This window comes from Streptomyces sp. NPDC047917, assembly GCF_043204345.1.
Classification (GTDB): Bacteria; Actinomycetota; Actinomycetes; order Streptomycetales; family Streptomycetaceae; genus Streptomyces; species Streptomyces sanglieri.
Map to the genome: position 1 here is coordinate 331,649 of NZ_JBIDCA010000003.1, position 18,373 is coordinate 350,021.

General features: G+C 69.8%; 17 protein-coding genes. 10 read left to right on the top strand and 7 right to left on the bottom strand.

The features are described from left to right. The 4 genes from ACGF8B_RS08330 (at window position 1) to ACGF8B_RS08345 (ending at window position 2,674) form a co-directional block, all read left to right on the top strand. Window positions 1-675, top strand: coding sequence for an AIM24 family protein (locus ACGF8B_RS08330; RefSeq protein ID WP_392735913.1), 675 nt, complete (start codon window positions 1-3; stop codon window positions 673-675). 44 nt (window positions 676-719) lie between these two features. Beyond that, on the top strand, window positions 720-1,577 hold the full coding sequence (locus tag ACGF8B_RS08335) for an ATP-binding cassette domain-containing protein (RefSeq protein ID WP_392735915.1): 858 nt from the start codon (window positions 720-722) through the stop codon (window positions 1,575-1,577). Further along, window positions 1,574-2,242: an ABC transporter gene (locus tag ACGF8B_RS08340; protein ID WP_392735919.1), complete on the top strand. Its 669-nt coding sequence runs from the start codon at window positions 1,574-1,576 to the stop codon at window positions 2,240-2,242. Before ACGF8B_RS08335 ends, ACGF8B_RS08340 begins: the two co-directional genes overlap by 4 nt. 156 nt (window positions 2,243-2,398) lie before the next feature. Then, window positions 2,399-2,674, top strand: a complete 276-nt coding sequence (locus ACGF8B_RS08345) for a hypothetical protein (RefSeq protein ID WP_392735921.1) — start codon at window positions 2,399-2,401, stop codon at window positions 2,672-2,674. 89 nt (window positions 2,675-2,763) lie between these two features. Here ACGF8B_RS08345 and ACGF8B_RS08350 read toward each other — a convergent pair whose 3' ends face one another. Together ACGF8B_RS08350 and ACGF8B_RS08355 are read right to left on the bottom strand one after the other, a co-directional pair. Further along, complete coding sequence (locus ACGF8B_RS08350) at window positions 2,764-3,429, bottom strand: LuxR C-terminal-related transcriptional regulator (RefSeq protein WP_392735923.1); 666 nt, start codon at window positions 3,427-3,429, stop codon at window positions 2,764-2,766. A gap of 35 nt (window positions 3,430-3,464) precedes the next feature. Next, a complete protein-coding gene (locus tag ACGF8B_RS08355) occupies window positions 3,465-4,430 on the bottom strand; it encodes a sensor histidine kinase (protein WP_392735925.1) in 966 nt (321 codons plus the stop codon). A gap of 391 nt (window positions 4,431-4,821) precedes the next feature. Between ACGF8B_RS08355 and ACGF8B_RS08360 the strand changes: the two genes are divergently transcribed. From ACGF8B_RS08360 to dacB, 3 genes are all read left to right on the top strand, one after another. Continuing rightward, a complete protein-coding gene (locus ACGF8B_RS08360; RefSeq protein ID WP_392735927.1) occupies window positions 4,822-5,505 on the top strand; it encodes an ABC transporter ATP-binding protein in 684 nt (227 codons plus the stop codon). 149 nt (window positions 5,506-5,654) lie between these two features. Next, window positions 5,655-6,842 carry an FtsX-like permease family protein gene (locus tag ACGF8B_RS08365; protein ID WP_392735929.1) on the top strand — a complete coding sequence of 396 codons (1,188 nt, stop codon included), beginning with the start codon at window positions 5,655-5,657 and terminating at the stop codon, window positions 6,840-6,842. 322 nt (window positions 6,843-7,164) lie between these two features. Beyond that, complete coding sequence (gene dacB / locus ACGF8B_RS08370; RefSeq protein WP_392735931.1) at window positions 7,165-8,631, top strand: D-alanyl-D-alanine carboxypeptidase/D-alanyl-D-alanine-endopeptidase; 1,467 nt, start codon at window positions 7,165-7,167, stop codon at window positions 8,629-8,631. Between the two features lie 160 nt (window positions 8,632-8,791). Here dacB and ACGF8B_RS08375 read toward each other — a convergent pair whose 3' ends face one another. The 5 genes from ACGF8B_RS08375 to zapE form a co-directional block, all read right to left on the bottom strand. After that, window positions 8,792-9,661, bottom strand: coding sequence for a polysaccharide deacetylase family protein (locus tag ACGF8B_RS08375; RefSeq protein ID WP_392735933.1), 870 nt, complete (start codon window positions 9,659-9,661; stop codon window positions 8,792-8,794). A 143-nt stretch (window positions 9,662-9,804) separates the two neighbouring features. Beyond that, window positions 9,805-12,027: an FAD-dependent oxidoreductase gene (locus ACGF8B_RS08380; protein WP_392735935.1), complete on the bottom strand. Its 2,223-nt coding sequence runs from the start codon at window positions 12,025-12,027 to the stop codon at window positions 9,805-9,807. A gap of 310 nt (window positions 12,028-12,337) precedes the next feature. Then, entirely contained in the window at window positions 12,338-13,738 is a 1,401-nt protein-coding gene (locus tag ACGF8B_RS08385; protein ID WP_392735937.1) for an alkaline phosphatase PhoX, read from the bottom strand. A gap of 125 nt (window positions 13,739-13,863) precedes the next feature. Continuing rightward, entirely contained in the window at window positions 13,864-14,289 is a 426-nt protein-coding gene (locus tag ACGF8B_RS08390) for an OsmC family protein (protein WP_392735939.1), read from the bottom strand. Window positions 14,290-14,374: 85 nt separating this feature from the next. Further along, the gene (zapE, locus tag ACGF8B_RS08395) at window positions 14,375-15,514 is read right to left on the bottom strand and encodes a cell division protein ZapE (RefSeq protein WP_392735941.1); all 1,140 of its coding nucleotides are present in this window, start codon (window positions 15,512-15,514) and stop codon (window positions 14,375-14,377) included. 37 nt (window positions 15,515-15,551) lie between these two features. Between zapE and ACGF8B_RS08400 the strand changes: the two genes are divergently transcribed. From ACGF8B_RS08400 to murC, 3 genes are all read left to right on the top strand, one after another. Further along, a complete protein-coding gene (locus tag ACGF8B_RS08400; RefSeq protein ID WP_392735943.1) occupies window positions 15,552-16,316 on the top strand; it encodes a pyrimidine reductase family protein in 765 nt (254 codons plus the stop codon). A gap of 149 nt (window positions 16,317-16,465) precedes the next feature. Continuing rightward, the gene (locus ACGF8B_RS08405; RefSeq protein WP_392736470.1) at window positions 16,466-16,918 is read left to right on the top strand and encodes an indole-3-glycerol phosphate synthase; all 453 of its coding nucleotides are present in this window, start codon (window positions 16,466-16,468) and stop codon (window positions 16,916-16,918) included. Window positions 16,919-16,977: 59 nt separating this feature from the next. Then, complete coding sequence (murC, locus tag ACGF8B_RS08410; protein ID WP_392735945.1) at window positions 16,978-18,372, top strand: UDP-N-acetylmuramate--L-alanine ligase; 1,395 nt, start codon at window positions 16,978-16,980, stop codon at window positions 18,370-18,372. The last annotated feature ends 1 nt before the right edge of the window (window position 18,373 follow it).

Genomic DNA, 18,373 nt, shown 5'->3' on the forward strand with positions numbered 1-18,373 from the left:
ATGAAGAGCGATCTCTTTTCCAGCGAGAACCTGGCACAGCAGGCGACGGCCCCCGGGATGACCCTGCAGAACGCCAAATCCATCAAATACGCCGTCAACGGCGAGATGCACGCCCGCCAGGGAGCGATGATCGCCTTCCGCGGTGATCTGCAGTTCGAGCGCAAGGGCCAGGGCATAGGCGGCATGCTGAAGCGCGCCGTCACCGGCGAGGGACTGCCGCTGATGGCGGTCCGGGGCCAGGGCGAGGCCTGGTTCGCGCACGAGGCCGCCAACTGCTTCATCGTGGAGATGGAGCACGGCGACGTCCTCACGATCAACGGCCGCAACGTGCTCTGCTTCGACCCCACGCTCTCCTACGAGATCAAGACCGTGAAGGGCGCCGGAATGACCGGCGGCGGGCTCTTCAACAGCGTCTTCACGGGCTACGGCAAGCTCGGCCTGATGTGTGAGGGCCACCCCATCGTGATCCCCGTCACGCCGCAGCAGCCGGTCTGTGTCGACACGGACGCGGTGGTCGGCTGGAGCGCCAGCCTGACCACGTCGCTGCACCGCTCGCAGAGCGTCGGCTCGATGATCCGCGGCGGATCCGGCGAGGCCGTCCAACTGCGGCTGGACGGCGAGGGATTCGTGATCGTACGGCCCAGCGAGGCCAAACCCGAGAAGACGGCCAACTGAGGCTGGACGGGGTCGGCCGCCGATACGGGATCGGCGGCCCATGGGTGCTGCGCGGGATCGCCCTCGACCTGCCCACGCACACCCTGATCCGGATCGAGGGGGCCAACGGCACCGGCAAGTCGACCCTGCTGCGGCTGCTCGCCGGGATCGACGCCCCGACGGAGGGCCGGATCACCGGCCGCCGGGCACGCACCGCCTACGTCCCCGAGCGCTTCCCGGCCGCGCTGCCGTTCACCGCGTCCGGGTACCTCGTCCACCTCGGCCGGATCCACGGCCTGCGGACCCCCGAGGCGGCGGACCGCGCCGGGGCCTGGCTGACCCGCTTCGGGGCCGCCGGCCACGCCCGCACACCGCTGCCGGAACTCTCCAAGGGCACCAGCCAGAAGGTCGCCGTCGCCCAGGCGTTCCTCGCCGAGCCGGAGCTGCTGATCCTGGACGAGGCCTGGACCGGGCTCGACACGGCGGCCCGGGACGAGCTGGACCGGGCGGTGGCCGAACGCGTCGCGGCCGGCGCCACCGTCGTCTTCGTCGACCACGACCCGCGCAGGCTCGCCGGAGCGGCCGACGCCGTGTTCCGGATCGAGGGCAACACCCTCCTCGCCGCCCCCGGGGCACCCGCCACCGGGGCCGGCCCGCGAGTAAGGATCGAGGTGGCGGGCCCGCCCGGCGCCGCGCTCCCCGCCGGACTGCCGGGCGCTCCGGAGCACGCCCCCGCGCCCGGCGGAGGCGTACGGCTCACCGTCGCGGCCGCGCACTCCGACGCGCTGCTGCGCACCCTGCTCACCGCCCACCCGCCCTGGCACATCCGGCAGGTGGCCACCGCACCCGCCCACGTCGAGAGCTCCGCTCCGCCCCGGTCCGCCACGGACCCGGGTCACCGCCCGATCCCCGAGGCACCATGACCGCCCTCCTGCGCTACCAGACCGCCCTGCTGGTCCGCTCCCAGCGCTGGCTCGCCCCGGTCCTGCTGTACGCGGCCTTCATCGGCGTCGGCGTGCAGCAGGGACAGCCCGTCCTCGACTCGCTCGGCTACACCGCCGCCGGGCTCCTGCCCGTCACCGCCTGGCTCGTACAGCTCTGCGTCAACCAGGAGCCGCCCGCCGCCCGCACCGTCGTCGCCGCGGCGGCGGGACCGGCGAGGGCGCATCTGGCGGCGCTGCTCGCCGGGCTCGGCTGCGCCGGACTGCTGGGGGCGGCCGCCGGCCTGATCGTGCTGCTGATCAGCAAGCCGGCCAGTGCCGACGGTTCCGTCCGGGTGCCGCTGCTGCCCGCCGGGATCGCGGGGCTGCTCGCCGTCGCCTGCTGTGTGCTGCTGGGGGCGGTGATCGGCGCGCTCTGCACCCGGCCGCTGCTGCACCGGCGCGGCTGGTCCGTCGCCGCCACCGTGTTCCTCGCGCTGCCGGCCCTGGTGATCGGCGGTTCGCCCGCGAACGCCGCCGTGACCGGCCTGGTCACCGGGTCGCGGACCGGCACGGTGCACCTGCCCGTCCTGCCGCTCGTCGCCGCCACCGCCCTCGCCGTCGTGGCGGCCGCGCTCGTCGCCAAGGTGGCTTCCCTGCGCGCCTGAACAGGCTCGTACCCATGGACGAACGCAGGGAAGCGACGTACTGCGGTGCGTCCACCTGTGACTGAGCGTTGCAGCCGGCGCCAGTCGTCAAGCAGCGTGCCCAGCTCACACTGCATCGCCTCGACATGGGATCGGCCCGTCAGGCAGGGAGACCGCATGGAGCGGCTGCCGTGGGCGATCAGCAGCGTGGGCGTCGCGTTCCTTTGCACGGCTGCGGTCGGACACTGCAACAGCCCCGCCGGCCCCGCCGACGCCGTCCGCATCCACCGCGTCTGTCGCGTGCTTTTGCCGCTCGTGCTGGGCTGCGCCTTCTTCGCGGGCTGGTTCCCGCAGGCTCTCGGTACCCCGTGGATCGTGGCAGCCGTCTGCCGGCTGATTGCCGTGGCGCCGGCAGTCCTCATCTTCTTCGCAGCACGCCGCCGCACAGACTGAATCGAGCGGAAGGCCAGCTCAACGTCGACAGATTCGAGCCCGTACCGGGAAGTCCAGGGACTCGCTCACCGGCTGATATCGGCATCGAGTCAATTGTATTCAAACCAGGTCAGAATGGCCTTGACTCGTCTGTTGTCCTCGCCGGGAGCCATGCCGAGCTTCGCGAAAACATTCGCCACATGCTTGCTGACAGCAGCGCTCGAAAGGAACAACTTCGATGCGATCTCCGCGTTGGAGCTCCCCTCGGCCATGAGGGCGAGCACCTCCCGCTCGCGGGCGGTGAGCCGGGCAAGCGGTCCTTGGGGAGAGTGGGCGCGCGTGACGTGGCGGACGACCTCGGGGTCGATCACTACTCCGCCCCTGGAGACCGTCTCGACAGCCCGTAGGAAGTCTGCGACTCTTCCCACTTTCTCCTTGAGCAGGTATCCGACGGCTCCGTCAGCGCCTGGTCCGTTGAGGAGCTCTCGCACATATGGTCCCGTGACATATGCGGAAAGGACCACCACCGGCAGATCCCGGTACCGGGAGCGCAGATCGATTGCAGCACGGAGCCCGTCATCCGTGTTTCCCGGTGGCATGCGAACATCTGTAATAACGATGTCTGGAGCGGTCCCGGCATGCGCCAATGCATCGACAGCGGCCACCAGCTCATCGGCGTCTTCGCATTCGCGGATCACGTCATGGGCATTGGAGGTCAAGATTTCTCGGATACCCGCTCGAATCAGCACGCTGTCGTCCGCCAGGACAATTCTCATGCCCGCCCCTATCCGGTTGCTCAATATTTTTTCATCTACCATGGGGGTTGGCTGGGGGCGGACGCTGTAACCTCTGTTCCGCCACCGGCCGGGCTGAGGATTTCGAGATCCCCGCCGACACTCCGCATTCGCTCACGCAGTCCTGCGAGTCCGGAGCCCGAGTCGATTCTCGCACCGCCGGTACCGTCGTCACGAACGCGAACTTTCACGCTGGTTTTAGCGCATTTCATGTCGATCTGTGCGGTGTCCACGCCTGCATGTTTCGCGATGTTTGTCAGAGCCTCGGAGACCGTGAAGTATACCGCCGTCGCTGTTGGCGACGAAAGCTGGGAGTCGTCGCCATTGCTGGTCAACTCGACGCGCAGGGGTGATCGCGCAGCCAGTTCCCGGACGGCTGCGACGAGGCCGAGGTCGCTCAGCTCACGGGGGTGGATGTCACGCACCGTTTCCCGCAGCCGTTCCAGGGCGCGTTCCGCGTGGGCCTGTGCCTGGCGTGCCAGCTGCACGGTTCGCTCGTGGTCGGCGGCTGCCGCCTCCAGCATCCCGAGGCGCATGACGACGGCGACGAGCTCCTGCTGGGCTCCGTCGTGCAGATCGCGTTCGATTCGCTGTCGCTCAATCTCGAAGGCCGCAGTCAGGGACGCCCTGCTGCTGCGGAGCTCCTCAAGTTTTGCCAGCAGGTCCGAGTCCCGGCTTCTTGAGAAAGCGCGCAGGAGAAGGTCACGAAGAAGGGACACTCCGGTCAACGAACTCGCGGTGACTGCACCCAGAGCGATTCCTGCGGGCACGGCCAGAAGGGTTTGCTGTACTGATTTCGGCGTGAACGGGCCGACCTGTGCTGCGATATCGAAGGCCCAGAATACGGGAGAGAAAACCAGGGCGGCGGCGCCGATGAACCCGAAGAAGGAAATCAACAGTGACAGCGCGGACAGGAGCAGCGTGACGAGGAAAACAGGGAGGTCGGTTCTCCATACCGATTTTGAACGCAGCCGGAGTGACACCCATCGCGTCCAGCTCTGAGCAGCGGGCCTCAGGGACAGTGCCTCAGCGCCACACCAATGGGCTCGTGAACGGTCTACCTCTGCCACCACTGGGGCCGCTACCGGCACAACGAGGAGAGAAAGCAGCAGAATCGGAAAGGCTATCCCTGCGACCAATTCTGTCAGTACCCTCCGGACCAAGCGAATCTGCGCCATGACGAGCATTCTCGCACACAGCCAGAAGGTAGACCCAGGTCTACCTTCAAGCAGTGCAGGCACCCGTGCATCGGCCCTCGCGCCCTGCTTGGCTTGAGACATGCATTTTTCAGCTTCCTCTTCTTCTCCGTGTATTCGATTGCGTGGCCTTCAGATGGACTTTCCGGTCCCGGGGCGTCGACGCGAGACAACACGTGTGCTGCACGCCATCGACCTTGACGTTCCAGAAGGCCGGCTGACTGCCGTCGTCGGCCCGTCCGGGTCAGGCAAGTCGACGCTCCTGCTGTGCGCGGCCGGCCTGGAGCGAGCGACCGCAGGTTCCATCGAGGTTCTCGGGACGGACGTCCTTTCGCTCTCGCCGCGCAAGCAGGCTGCATTCCGCAGCGAGAACGTCGGCTTCATCTTCCAGGAGTACAACCTCGTCAGTTCTCTGTCCGTCGAGGACAACATCTCCCTTCCGGCACGGCTGGCCGGCCACCGTGTGCCCAGGTCCCGTGTCGACGACGCGATGACGCGGCTCGGCATCGCCAAGCACGCCCGGCGACGTCCCGACCGCCTCTCCGGCGGGGAACGCCAGCGCGTCGCAGTGGCCCGGGTCGTCGCGAATCAGCCGCGGATCGTCTTCGCCGACGAGCCGACCGGGGCGCTCGACCTCAAGAGCGGTCATGTCGTGCTCGACTGGCTCCAGGCGCTCCCCGCGCAGGGGACCACGGTCCTCATGGTCACGCACGACCCTCACGCGGCCGCACGGGCCGACCAGGTCGTGGTGATGGGGTCCGGGCGCATTCACGCCGTCATTCCCGGCGGCGACTCCCGCGCGGTGAGCGATGCCGTCCTCGCGGCACAGTCCGTGGATGAGGCAGGTGACGAAGCAGCATGATGCGACTCGTCTTGTCGGACATCCGCATGCAGGCATCCATGTGGCTGTGGACGCTCGTGTGTGCGGCGGTCGGCGCGGCATGCTCCGCCGGCTCGGTCATTGCCATGTTCACCGCTGTCTCGGCGGCACGCGCAGCAGGCGATACACGCATGTCCTCGGCGTCGATCGCGCTGGGCGGAAACATCGTCTTCTTCACCTTGTTCGCCGCCGTGGGCATCGTCGCGTCCGCGGTCGGTCTGACGTCGAAGACCCAGCGACGCGAACACGCCCTGTGGGTGATCCTCGGGATCCCCCGCGATCGGGTCAGGCGCATCCTGCGCACCGAACTGATGGTGCTCGGCGCGATTGCCGGTGCGCTGGCGGTGCCGCTGGCCCCTCTGGTCGCGGGTATCGCCCTCGACCAGTGGACGGCCACGGGACTCGATCTGCACGGAGCGACGGTCGGCTTCGAGCTCTGGCACGTGGGCGTAGCCGTGCTGCTCGGGGCGGTTCCGTGTCTGCTCGGCGGCTGGGGAGTCACACGCCGCGCCGCCAGGACACCGGAGATGCGCGCCTTCCGGGACCTCTCGGATCCGCCGGCCCGGCCGGGTGCCGCACGCGGCGTTCTCGCCCTGTGTCTCCTCGCCGGAGTGGTCGGCATGTGGATTCCCGGGCTGGGACTGGAACTCGAAGGCGGCGTCGAACAGCGGACGGCCTTCGCTTTCGCCGGCGACCTGTTCCTCATCTGCCTGGCGCTGCTGATGGGGCCGTGGGTTCTCACGCCTCTGATGAAGCTCTGGACCGCACTCGTACCGTCGCGCAGCGTCACCTGGCACCTTGCCGTGCAATCGTGCCGTGCACGGGCAGCCCGAAGCGTCACCACGGTGCTGCCCTTCGCGCTCTCCCTGTCGTTTGTCGGGCTCTTCATGGTGATGGGGAACGTCATGCCCGGAAGCAGCGCCGGGCTGGGTGACGTCATGGTCGTTCTGGGCTGGGTCTTCGTCGTGTCCTGGGTCGGCGGCCTCGCCGTGATCGCCCTGGTCGGGCGGGAGCGCACCCGTGACTCCGCCGTCGTGACGGTCGCCGGCGCACGACCGGGCGTGGTCATCCGGGCAACGATCTATGAGGGAGCCATCTACGCCGGGACGGCAATCCTCTTCGGCGCGATCTCCATCGCCGTCACGAGCGCCACCATCGCCGCGGGAGCCAGGATCGGTATCGCCCGCGTTCTGAACGGTCTCCCGTGGGAAACGCTCGGCGCACTCGCCGCTGTGACCCTCCTGACCACCTGCCTCGCCCTGGCCCTCCAGGCTGCCCGCACATCACGCACGGTCGCTGCCCGGGCCCTGCGTTCGTAACTCCGGCACGACCACTCGCGTCACCGCCGCGCAACAAGATGAGGATCAACCCCAAATGTTCTCCAGGATCACTGGCTTCGTGCGCCGTCACACCCCGTCGGACCGCCAAGGCGTCGCCTTGCAGGAGCGCACTCCCATGAACGGCGCACACGCCGTCAAGCCGAAGGCACGACGCCGACGGCCCCGCACCGTAGCCGTCGTCGCCGCCTCGACGGTCGCCGCGCTCACCGCTTCCGCGTGCCACACCGACGCAACCGACAAGCATCCTTCGGCTCCAGGATCATCGAGCGCCGCTGGAGTGAGCGCAGAGCTGCAGAAACTCATGCGAGGTGCCCCATGGTCCTCGGGACAGTGGGGACTTCAGGTCACCGACCTGACATCCGGAAAGGTCGTGCAGTCCAAGAACGCCACGTCCAAGTTCGTGATGGGCTCGACCGCCAAGACCTTCGCCGTCGGCGCCGCGCTCGACACACTCGGGAGCAGCCATCGGTTCCGCACCCCCCTTGTCCGCTCCGGTTCGGTATCGCACGACGGCCGCCTCTCCGGAAACCTCATCATGGTGGGAAGCGGCGATCTGACACTCGGCGGGCGGACCAACGCGCTCGGGAAGGTCGACATCCCGGATTTCGACCACACCGATGCAAATGCCGTGCCCGGTATGGCCACCCTCACGCGTGAAGACCCCCTCGCCGGCATCAACGACCTCGCCCGGCAGGTCGCGGCGAGCGGCATCCGGCACATCGACGGAGACGTGGTCATCGACGACCGCCTCTGGGCCCCGGTGACGATCGGAGGCATACCCATCACGCCGACAGTCGTCAACGACAACCTCATCGACCTGCTGATCACCCCGGCAGCACCCGGCCGGCCGGCAACCGTCGACTGGCGCCCCAAGACCGCCGCGTTCACCGTCGACTCGCACGTCACCACGACTCCCGCCGGGACGAAGCCGGCCGTCACGACCGACTCTCCCGCTGCCGGACGCATCCGGATACGGGGTTCCGTGCCGGCGGACGCCACCGCGCCCTTCATCGCGACGTACCAAGTGCCCGACCCGGCCGCGTTCGCCCGCACGGTACTCATCGAAGCACTCGCCGAGCATGGCGTCTCCGTCGCCTCCCCAACCCTGGGGGACAATCCCAGCAGCAAACTCCCGCCGGTGCAGAAGGTCAAAAGGCTGCCCGTCTCCGCAAGCTACACGTCACCCCCCTTCAAGGAATACGCAAAACTGATCAACAAGGTCAGTCACAACCTCGGCGCCAACCTTCTGCCGCCCCTGATGGCCGTCCACAACGGCAAGCACACCTACGCCGACGGTATGAGGACCGAACGAGAATTTCTCACGCGTGCCGGCATCGACGGTGATTCCTTCGATCTCGTGGACGCCCAGGGCCTCACCGGTGACAGGGCCACACCGGCCGCCCAGACGCAACTACTGCGGAATCTCTCCGGGAAGAACTACTTCGGCGTCCTGCACGACTCCATGCCGACCATGGGCGTGGACGGCTCGCTGGCCGGCGTCATCAAGCCCACCGACCCGGCCGCGGGCCACATCCGAGCCAAGACCGGCACCCTGATCGGTGCCGTCAACGGGAAGTTGGCCCTGACCACCAAGGCACTCGCCGGATATGTCGATGCGGAGAACGGCCGCCGCTACGCCTTCGCCATCTACGTCAATGACATCCTCGCACCGGGCAACACCGTGAACGGTGCCATCGACCTGGCACTCAAGGCCAACAAACAGTTGGGCGCCATGGCCGCGAGCATCTACCGGAACCCCAATCCCTGAGAAGCACAACCCAACCGACGTGAAGGGGGCGCGGGATGATGGAGCGGAGTCCGGGCCAGGGGCAGCGGTCACACCGGATCGCGCCGGCTCGCTGCCCGGGTAGGGCTCGTACGCGTCCCAGCGCACGGCGTGCTCCGGCTGAGCGGACACGGGGCCGCGGTCAGCGCTGCGCGGCCCGGATCAGGTCGGAGACCTTCACGAAGCGGTACCCGCGTTCACGAAGCTCCGGGACGATCCGCTCGACCGCCTCGTCGGTGACCGGCGCCGCGCTGCGGGTGCAGTGCATGACGACCAGCGACCCCGGCCTCACTCCGTCCAGCACCTGTTCGGCCACCGCGTCCGGGTCCGTCGCGAAGGCGTCGCCGCTGATGACGTCCCACTGGACCGCCGTCACCTTCTCGGGCGCGAGCGCGCGCAGCGAGGCATCGTCGTAGCAGCCGCCGGGGAAGCGGAAGTACGGCACCGTATTGCGCACCCCCGCCTTCCGGAACGAGGCGGAGGCCCGCGCCACGTCGGCGCGCTCGCCGTCCTTCGCCACGGCCGGCAGTCCGTAGCAGGGGGACTTGAAGGCGTAGTGGCTGTACGAGTGGTTGCCGACCTCGAAGAGCGGATCGGCACCGATGGACCTGGCCTGCTCCGGGTATTCGTCGGCCCATCGTCCGGTCATGAAGACCGTCGCCGGCACCTTCGACCGGCGCAGCAGATCGATGAGTCCGGGATTGTCGAAATGCTCGCCGGCCGCCGCGCGCGGTCCCTCGTCGGCCGTCATGTCGGCGTCGAAGGTCAGCGCCACCACCTTCGCGCCGGCCTTCACCCCGCGCTCGAAGACCGGCGTCCGCGCACCGGGGCCCGGAGCCAGCGTGGGCGGCGCCGAGGCCGCGTGCGACGGGGTGTGGGCCGCGAAGGGCGTACGCCCGGCAGCCGGGGGGCCGTCGGTAGACACACTGCCGGGGCCCCCGCAGCCGGCGAGGCCGCCCAGCACCACACCGAGAACGGTCAGAGCCGTTGATTTCCGCACAGAATGGGTCACCAGCGGAAAGTATCGGTTTATCTGACCAGTGGGTGGATACGGGGCCGCGCTCGACCGGAGTCGCACCCGGATTCACCCGGGCCGTCGAGTCGGCGGGTGCGGGCCGGCCGAGTGGTCCACCGGCCCGCCCCGCCGGACCGCGCCTACGCGTAGGCGCGGACGGCGACCACATGGGCCGACGGAGCCCCGTTGGTCGCCTCGACGACGATCCTCAGCGCCGTCGAGGCGACCGGCTGGTCCAGGGTGTGCACCTGGCGCCGCCGCCGGTTGTCCGTCGTGCGGGAGACGGTCCGCCAGGTGCCGTCCGCGTCACGCGCCTCGACGCGGTAGTCCCGCAGCAGGGTGGGGAGGACGTCGAAGGGCGTGCGGTGGTGGTGCAGGTTGATCAGGTCCTCGTTGACGTCGTCGTCGGCGAGCACGTCGATCCGCCCCAGGGTGACCGGCTGCGGCCACGCCAGCTCCAGCCAGGCCCCGACGCCGTCCCGGAGCGGCTCGGAGACCCACATGTGCGGACCGGCGTACGGGCGGGCAAAGCCGTCCACGGCCTTGGCGGGGGCATACGCGGCGGTCTCGCCCGCCCGGAAGCAGAAGGCGCGGCGCAGCAGACCGTCGTCGGTCCACTCGCGCAGCGGCTGCGGCGACTCCTGCTCCGGGCGCAGCGGAACGTGGGTGAGGCCGAGAACACCCGGGACCGGCCCGTCGGTGCCGTACAGGGCGAGGTCCTCGTTCGCGCGTACGCGGACGAAGGCGTTGCGGGCGTTCTCCGGCGACCAGCGCAGCCCCGTCCCGGCCCACTGCTTCGACCCGGCGGCGACCGGGACGGTGACGGAGTCGACGAGGCGCCGCGGGACGTAGTTCTGCCCGAGTTCCGGGTCGTACAGCTCGACGACGAGTTCGGTGTCTCGTTCGGCGTCGACGAGCAGTTCGAGGCCGGTCAGTTCGGGATCGACGGGCAGCACCAGACCGGCGTCGGCGGTCAGCGGCACGCGCTCCAGCGGGGCCTCGGCGCCGAGACCCGTCAGCGTGGACGAGGCCGTGACGGTGGCGCTCAGGGCCAGGTCCTCCGGGTCGCTCGACGCCAGACCGACGACGGAGGCGTCCTCCCGCAGCAGGGCGCGCTGCAGTTCGGGTACGGGGAGTTCGCGCGGGGTGACCTCCCCGGTGGCGCAGAGCGCGGCGGCGGTGCCGGCCGCCTGGCCGACGGTGGCGCAGGTCGCCATGACGCGGGTGGAGCCGAAGGCGACGTGGCTGGCGGAGATGTTGCGTCCGGCGAGGAGCAGGTTGGTCGTGTTCACCGAGTACAGGCTGCGGTAGGGGATGTGGTAGATCCCGTCCGCGTAGCGCTGCTTGGCGCCGTCCCCGTCGGCGTACATGCCCTTGGGTGGATGCAGGTCGATGGACCAGCCGCCGAACGCGACCCGGTCGTCGAACTCGGTCTGGCCGAGGATGTCGCCCTGGTGGAGCACGTAGTCGCCGAGGAAGCGCCGGTACTCGCGCTTGCCGGGCACCGAACCCACCCACTCCAGCGTCATGTTCGCCGCGTCGAACTCGCCGGAGTTCTTGATGTGGTCCCAGATGCCGTGGATCACCGACCACAGCTCATCACGGATGACATCGTTGTCATGCACCGTGTCCAGCTCGCCGCCGAACTCGATCCACCAGTACGCGCAGCCGTTGTCACCGGACTTGATGATGCGCCGCTGCGGGATGGAGGTCTCGGCGATGTTCTTGGCGAAGGACGGCGGCACGTACTTGACGGGGTGTCCGGCGTCCTTGGTGTAGAAGAGCAGGGTCGATCCCAGTGTGATGCGATCGGCCTCCTCGGGCGCCCACGCCTCGTCGTACTCGGCGCGCGACTCCCGGCCGATGCGGTGCCGGGCGCCCGCCAGGTGGCCGATCAGGCCGTCCCCCGAACAGTCCAGGAACATCTCGCTCTCGAAGCGGATGAGCCGCTCGGAGCCCATCATCCAGCCGGTGACGGCGGTGATGTGCCGGGCGTCCTCGGGCCCCTGGGCATCCACCTCCCTGACATCGGTGTTGAGGTAGAGCGTGATCCCGGGCTCGGCCCGGACCGCGTCCAGCACGACCGTGTCCCAGTAGTACGGGTTCCCGTCCGGATTGCGGAACTGGTTCTCGACGAAGAGCTCGCCCATGATGCCGCCCTCGCGGGCGTTGTGGTTGTTGCCGTGCGCGGTGGCGCCGACGACCCAGACCCGGACCTCGCTGCTGGAATTCCCGCCGAGCACCGGCCGGTTGTTGACGAGCGCCACGGTACGGCCCAGCCGGGCGGCGGCTATCGCCGCGCACACACCGGCCAGTCCGCCGCCGACGACGGTGATGTCGTGCCGTGCGGTTTCGTGCCTCATTGTTCACGTCCCATCGGGGTTGGTTTCGAGGCTGTGGAGAACATGCGGTGCACCGGTGCGGACAAGGCGCTCCTCCTTGCCTGCCGGTGCGGCGGGTCCCGCGGAGGCACGCGGAACCAGGCGGGAGCCTATCCCCACCGATGCCGTTCCGCCGCAGCTTCTTCGATCGACTTCCATCGTCCCGTGGGGCGTTCTTCCGGCCCTCCCGCCCGCTGTTCCGCTGTGCGGAACACGGGCCCCGCTCCGGGCGGCGCGAAGGGGGCGGGCACCGGCTGCCCGCCCCCCCCCGGTACGTCGGTGGGTCAGCGCGTCAGCGCCACGGCCCGGTCACCGCGAACGTGGTCCCCGGCGTGTAGCAGTTCACGAACATCGTCCCGCCGTCCGGCGCGAACGTGACCCCGGCGAACTCTCCCCACTCCGGCTTCTCGGGCGTCCCGATGTTCTGCCGGCCCCGCGCCATCGCGTACACCTCGCCGCGCCGTGTCAGCCCGAAGACATGCTGCGCGCCGCCGCCGTCCTCGCACACCATCAGCCCGCCGTCGGCGGCGAGAGTGATGTTGTCCGGGGACTCGCCCGGCAGCTGTACGTCGGTGCCGGGGCCGAAGACGATCACGAGGGTGAGACGGCGCCGCTTCGGCTCGTACCGCCACACCTGGCCGTAGTGGTCGGCGGCCGACCCCTCCGCGCTGTGCGCGAAGCTGGAGACGAAGTAGACCGAGGACCCGCCCCAGTAGCAGCCCTCCAGCTTCTGCGCGTGGGTGATGCCCTTCGGGCCGAAGTCCTGGAACCGGATCGGTGTCCCGGCGGCCAGCGGATCCGGTACCGGAACCCACTCGACGCGCTCGAAGCTCGCGCCGGTCTCCTGGACCGCGGAGAGGTCGGGGACGCCCGGCACCCGCATGGCCTCCAGCCGGCCGCCGGCCCGCAGCGAGCCGGTACCGCCGAGCGGTTTTTCCGGCAGGAAGCGGTAGAAGAGCCCGAACGGCCTCTCGAACGCGTCCTCCGTCTCGTAGACGGTCCCGTTCTCCGGGTCGATCGCGATGGCCTCGTGCTGGAAGCGGCCCATCGCGGTGAGCGGCACGGCCCCCGTGCGGCGCGGATCGGCGCCGTCCACCTCGAAGATGAAGCCGTGGTCCTTGGTGTAGCCGTTGGTGCCCGCTCGGTCCTCGGTCTCCTCGCAGGTCAGCCACGTGTTCCAGGGGGTGCGGCCACCCGCGCAGTTCACCGCCGTACCGGCGATGGCGACGCGTTCACCGAGGACGTTGTTGCGGCCGTCCAGCTCCAGTGCCGTACAGCCGCCCTTGCCCATCGGGTCGTAGGTGAGCCCCTCGACGACCGGGACCTGGAGCTTGGCGGTGACGCGGTTCTCGTGGTTGCGGACCAGGCGGACGTGTCCGTGGCGGCCCGCGAAGGCGGCCATGCCGTCGTGGTTGCTGGGGACCGGGCCCTCGCCGGAGCGGAGCGGGTCGCCCTCCCGGGACAGCACCCGGTAGCGGAAGCCCCTGGGAAGGTCGAGCAGCCCGTCGGGGTCCGGCACCAGCGGGCCGTACCCGGCGTGTCCCCGGGCGGCCGCGGTGCCCGCGAAGAGTTCGGAGAACGCTCCGGTGAAGGCGACCGAGGCGATGGCCGCGCCGCTGCCGGCCAGGACCTGACGGCGGGTGGCGGCGGGGCGCGACGTTTCTGCGGTCGGTCGTGATGTCTCTGATGACATGGGGCAACTCCCTGCTGGCGGACAGGAGAAGTGACCCGCATGTGTGTACCACGCGCACAGCCGCGCGGGAACCATGCGGGTCACCGGGCCGCGGGTGTGTCCCGGGCCGGGAGTGGCCCCCGTGGTCAGACCAGCGAGGCGGAGAGCGTGATCGTCGTACCGGTCAGCGCCTGGCTGACCGGGCAGTTCGCCTTGGCCTCCTCGGCGGCCCTGACGAAGCCCGCCTCGTCGATGCCGGGGACCTCGCCCTGGACGGTGAGGTGGATGCCGGTGATGCCGGTGCCGGGCTGGAAGGTGACGTCGGCCGTGGTGGTCAGCTGGGTCGACGGGGTGCCGGCCGAGGCCAGTCCGTGGGACAGCGCCATCGAGAAGCAGCTGGAGTGGGCCGCCGCGATGAGCTCCTCGGGCGAGGTCTTGCCGTTCGCCTTCTCCGCGCGGGACGGCCAGGAGACGTCGAACTCGCCGATGCCGGAGGAGTCGAAGGTGACGACACCCTTGCCCTCGATCAGGTTGCCTTCCCAGACCGTGTGGGCCTGGCGGGTGGTAGCCATGCTGGATCCCTTCAAACGGTGTGCGCGGTCGCTACGGGGGTCCCGGGGCGCCGCGGGGGCGCCTCGGGGTGGTACGTCCCCGAACCTACTGCGCCACCAGCCCCTTCGCGTCGCGCGCCAGCGCCGTCAGCCGGGAGATCGCCCGGAAGTACTTCTTCCGGTACCCGCCGTTCAGCATCTCTTCGCTGAACAGCCGGTCGAACGGCAGCCCGGAGGCGAGCACCGGGACCTCCCGGTCGTACAGCCGGTCGGCGAGGACGACGAGGCGCAGCGCGGTCGACTGGTCGGGGACCGGCTGGACCTCGGTGAGGCAGACCGCCCGCAGGCCGTCCGTGAGCGCGCCGTAGCGGCTCGGGTGGACCCGGGCGAGATGGCCGAGCAGCGAGGGGAAGTCGTCCAGACTGGCCCCTTCGGTGGCGTACGCCGCTCTCGTGACCTGCTCCTCGGAGTACGGCGCGGGCGCCTCGGGCAGCCCGCGGTGGCGGTAGTCCTCCCCGTCGATCCGCAGCGGGCGGAAGTGCGCGGACAGCCCCTGGATCTCCCGCAGGAAGTCCGCCGCGGCGAACCGGCCCTCGCCGAGCTTGCCGGGCAGCGTGTTGGAGGTGGCGGCGAGCGCGACCCCCGCCTCCACCAGTCTGTTCAGCAGCGACGACACCAGCACGGTGTCGCCCGGGTCGTCCAGCTCGAACTCGTCGATGCACAGCAGCCGGTGCCCGCTCAGCGTCTGCACGGTCTGCTGGAAGCCCAGCGCGCCGACCAGGTTCGTCAGCTCGACGAAGGTGCCGAACGCCTTCAGTGACGGGGCGGCGGGGGTGGCGTGCCAGAGGGAGGCCAGCAGATGGGTCTTGCCGACGCCGTAGCCGCCGTCGAGGTAGACCCCGAGCGGCGCGGACGGGACCGCGGGCTTCCTGCTGAACCGCCCGCCCGTCGCCCGCCACCACCCCTCAAGGGATGCGCTTCGCGCTCTTCCGGTCCTGCCCGAGCCGCTGGCGTGCGCCCCACCGAGCCCCGCCGCGAAGTCGCTCAGGACCGTGACCGCCTCGGTCTGGCTGGGCTGGTTCGGGTCCGGGACATACGTATCGAAGCGTACGGAGTCGAAGCGCGGCGGCGGCACCATCTCGGCGACCAGCCGGTCGGCGGGTACGCGGGGTTCGAGTGCGCAGAGGGACAGGGGGGCCGTTTCGGCTATGGGGCTCTGCCCCGGCACGGCTGTGGAGGACGACACAACTGTCCACCTTAAGCGCCGTGCCAGACTGCACGACATGCGACGCCTCTTCCCTGTGACCGACCCGACACCGGCCGACGACGAGGGGGAGTGGAGTCTGGACGCCCTGGCCGACGCCTACGCCTACCCCGAACAGGACGGCCCCTGGCTGCGCGCCAACATGGTTTCGACGCTCGACGGGGCCGCCCAGCACGACGGCCGCTCGCAGCCGATCTCCTGCGAGAGCGACATGCGGATCTTCGGCACCCTGCGGGGTCTGGCGGACGTGGTCCTCGCCGGCGCGGAGACGGTACGCCTGGAGGGCTACCGTCCGGCCAGGGCCCGTGAGGCGTTCGCCGCCCGCCGGGCCGCGGCGGGGCAGGGGCCCGCCCCCGCGATCGCCGTGGTGAGCGGCAGCCTGGACCTCGACTTCTCGCTGCCGCTCTTCACCCGGCCGCTCGTCCCGACCCTCGTGCTGACCGGCGCCGGGGCCCCGCCGGGCCGGATCGAGGAGGCGCGCCGGGCGGGTGCCGAGGTGGTGGTCGCGGGGGAGGGTTCCCGGGTGGACCCCGCCAGGGCCGTACGGGAGCTGGCGGACCGGGGGTTCAAGCGGCTGCTGACCGAGGGCGGCCCCAGAATGCTGGGTCAGTTCGTGGCCGCCGGGGTGCTGGACGAGCTCTGTCTGACCCTTTCGCCGATGATGACCGCCGGAGACGCGCAGCGGATCGCGGGTGGTCCGTCGGTGGCCGTGCCGGAACGATTCGCCCTGGCATCGATGCTGGAAGAGGCCGGGTTCCTCTTCACTCGGTACCGTCGGAGCTGACATTCAGCGGAATTTGTCGTTCCGGTTAGCTTCCGGTGGGCACAATTACTCTCGCAGACCCCGTGCGAGCACGGGGAAGGATGGTTTCAGCAGTGATCGGCGACGGTCACTGAAGCAGAAGGGCACCCGTGGTGTTCACCAGCGTTTTGATGATCGAGAAGCCCCTCACCTCCGAGGACGTCGACTTCGTCACCACCCTGCACGGGGAGGAGCAGACCTCCTTCGTCGTGCTCATGCAGCCGCGCGGTGACCAGGCCGATGTGCTGCTGCGGGCGATCGACGACCTGGCGATGGGCGAACTCAAGGAAGCCGCCAGGGAGAGCGAGGAGCCGGAGGGCAAGAACGCCAGACAGCCCGCCGAACTCGCGCTCGAAGTGTCCCTGGAGGCGTTGCGGCAGGCCGGGTCCGAAGCGGTCGGACAGGTGATCGAGAACCACCCCCTGGACCTGCTGAAGTCCGTGGTCGACGACGCGGAGGCGGACGAGGTCATCGTGCTGACCGCGCCGCACTACGTCGAGGAGTTCTTCCACCGCGACTGGGCCTCCAGGGCCCGTCACAAGGTCGGCGTACCGGTGCTCAAGCTCTTCGCGCACAGCGAATAGGCTGGGCGGGCACCTCGTACCGACCCCGGTACCCGCATCGATCTCTGGGAGACACACGCATGGCACCCGGTATTCCTGCCGCCATGGAACGGCCGCACTTCATCGGCATCGGCGGCGCCGGAATGTCGGGCATCGCGAAGATCCTCGCCCAGCGCGGCGCCAAGGTCGCGGGCAGCGACGCCAAGGAGTCGGGTACCGCCGAGGCACTGCGGGCGCTGGGGGCGACCGTCCACATCGGGCACGCCGCCGGACATCTGGCGGACGACGCCTCGTGCGTCGTCGTCTCCAGCGCCATCCGCGCCGACAACCCGGAGCTGCTGCGCGCCGCCGAGCTGTCGGTCCCCGTCGTCCACCGCTCCGACGCGCTCGCCTCGCTCATGGGCGGGCTGCGCGCCATCGCGGTGGCCGGTACGCACGGCAAGACGACCACCACGTCGATGCTGGCCGTCGCCCTGACCGAGCTGAACCTCGACCCGTCGTACGCCATCGGGGGCGACCTCGCCGGCCCCGGCACCAACGCGGCGCACGGCGAGGGCGCGATCTTCGTCGCCGAGGCGGACGAGAGCGACCGCAGCTTCCAGAAGTACGACCCCGAGGTCGCCATCGTCCTCAACGTCGAGCTGGACCACCACGCGAACTACGCCTCGATGGACGAGATCTACGAGTCGTTCGAGGCGTTCGCCGGCAAGATCGTCCCCGGTGGCACCCTGGTGATCTCCGCCGACCAGGCCGGCGCCGTCGAGCTGACGGAGCGGGTCCGTTCCCTGTCCTCGACGAACGTCGTCACCTACGGCGAGTCCGAGGCCGCCGACGTACGCGTCCACAAGATCACCCCGCGCGGACTGACCAGCGAGGTCACGGTCGTCCTGAACGGGAAGTACCTCACGTTCACGGTCTCCGTGCCCGGCCGCCACTACGCCCTCAACGCGGTGGCGGCCCTCGCCGCCGGTGTCGCCCTCGGCGTCCCGGCGCACAACCTGGCCTCGGCCCTCGGCAAGTACACCGGGGTCAAGCGCCGCCTCCAGCTCAAGGGCGAGGCGCAGGGCGTGCAGGTCATCGACTCGTACGCGCACCACCCCACCGAGATGACCGCGGACCTCGAAGCGATGCGCGGCGCCGCCTCGGAGGCCCGCATCCTGGTCGTCTTCCAGCCCCACCTCTTCTCCCGCACCCAGGAGCTGGGCACCGAGATGGGCCAGGCCCTCGCGCTGGCCGACGCCTCCGTGGTGCTGGACATCTACCCGGCCCGGGAGGACCCGATCCCCGGCATCACCAGCGAGCTGATCATCGACGCCGCACGGGCCGCGGGTGCCGATGTCACCGCCGTCCACGACAAGGCCGCGGTACCCGGGACCGTCGCGGGAATGGCGAAGCCCGGCGATCTCGTTCTCACCATGGGAGCGGGCGACGTCACCGACCTCGGCCCGCGGATCCTGGACCACCTGTCGAGCTGAG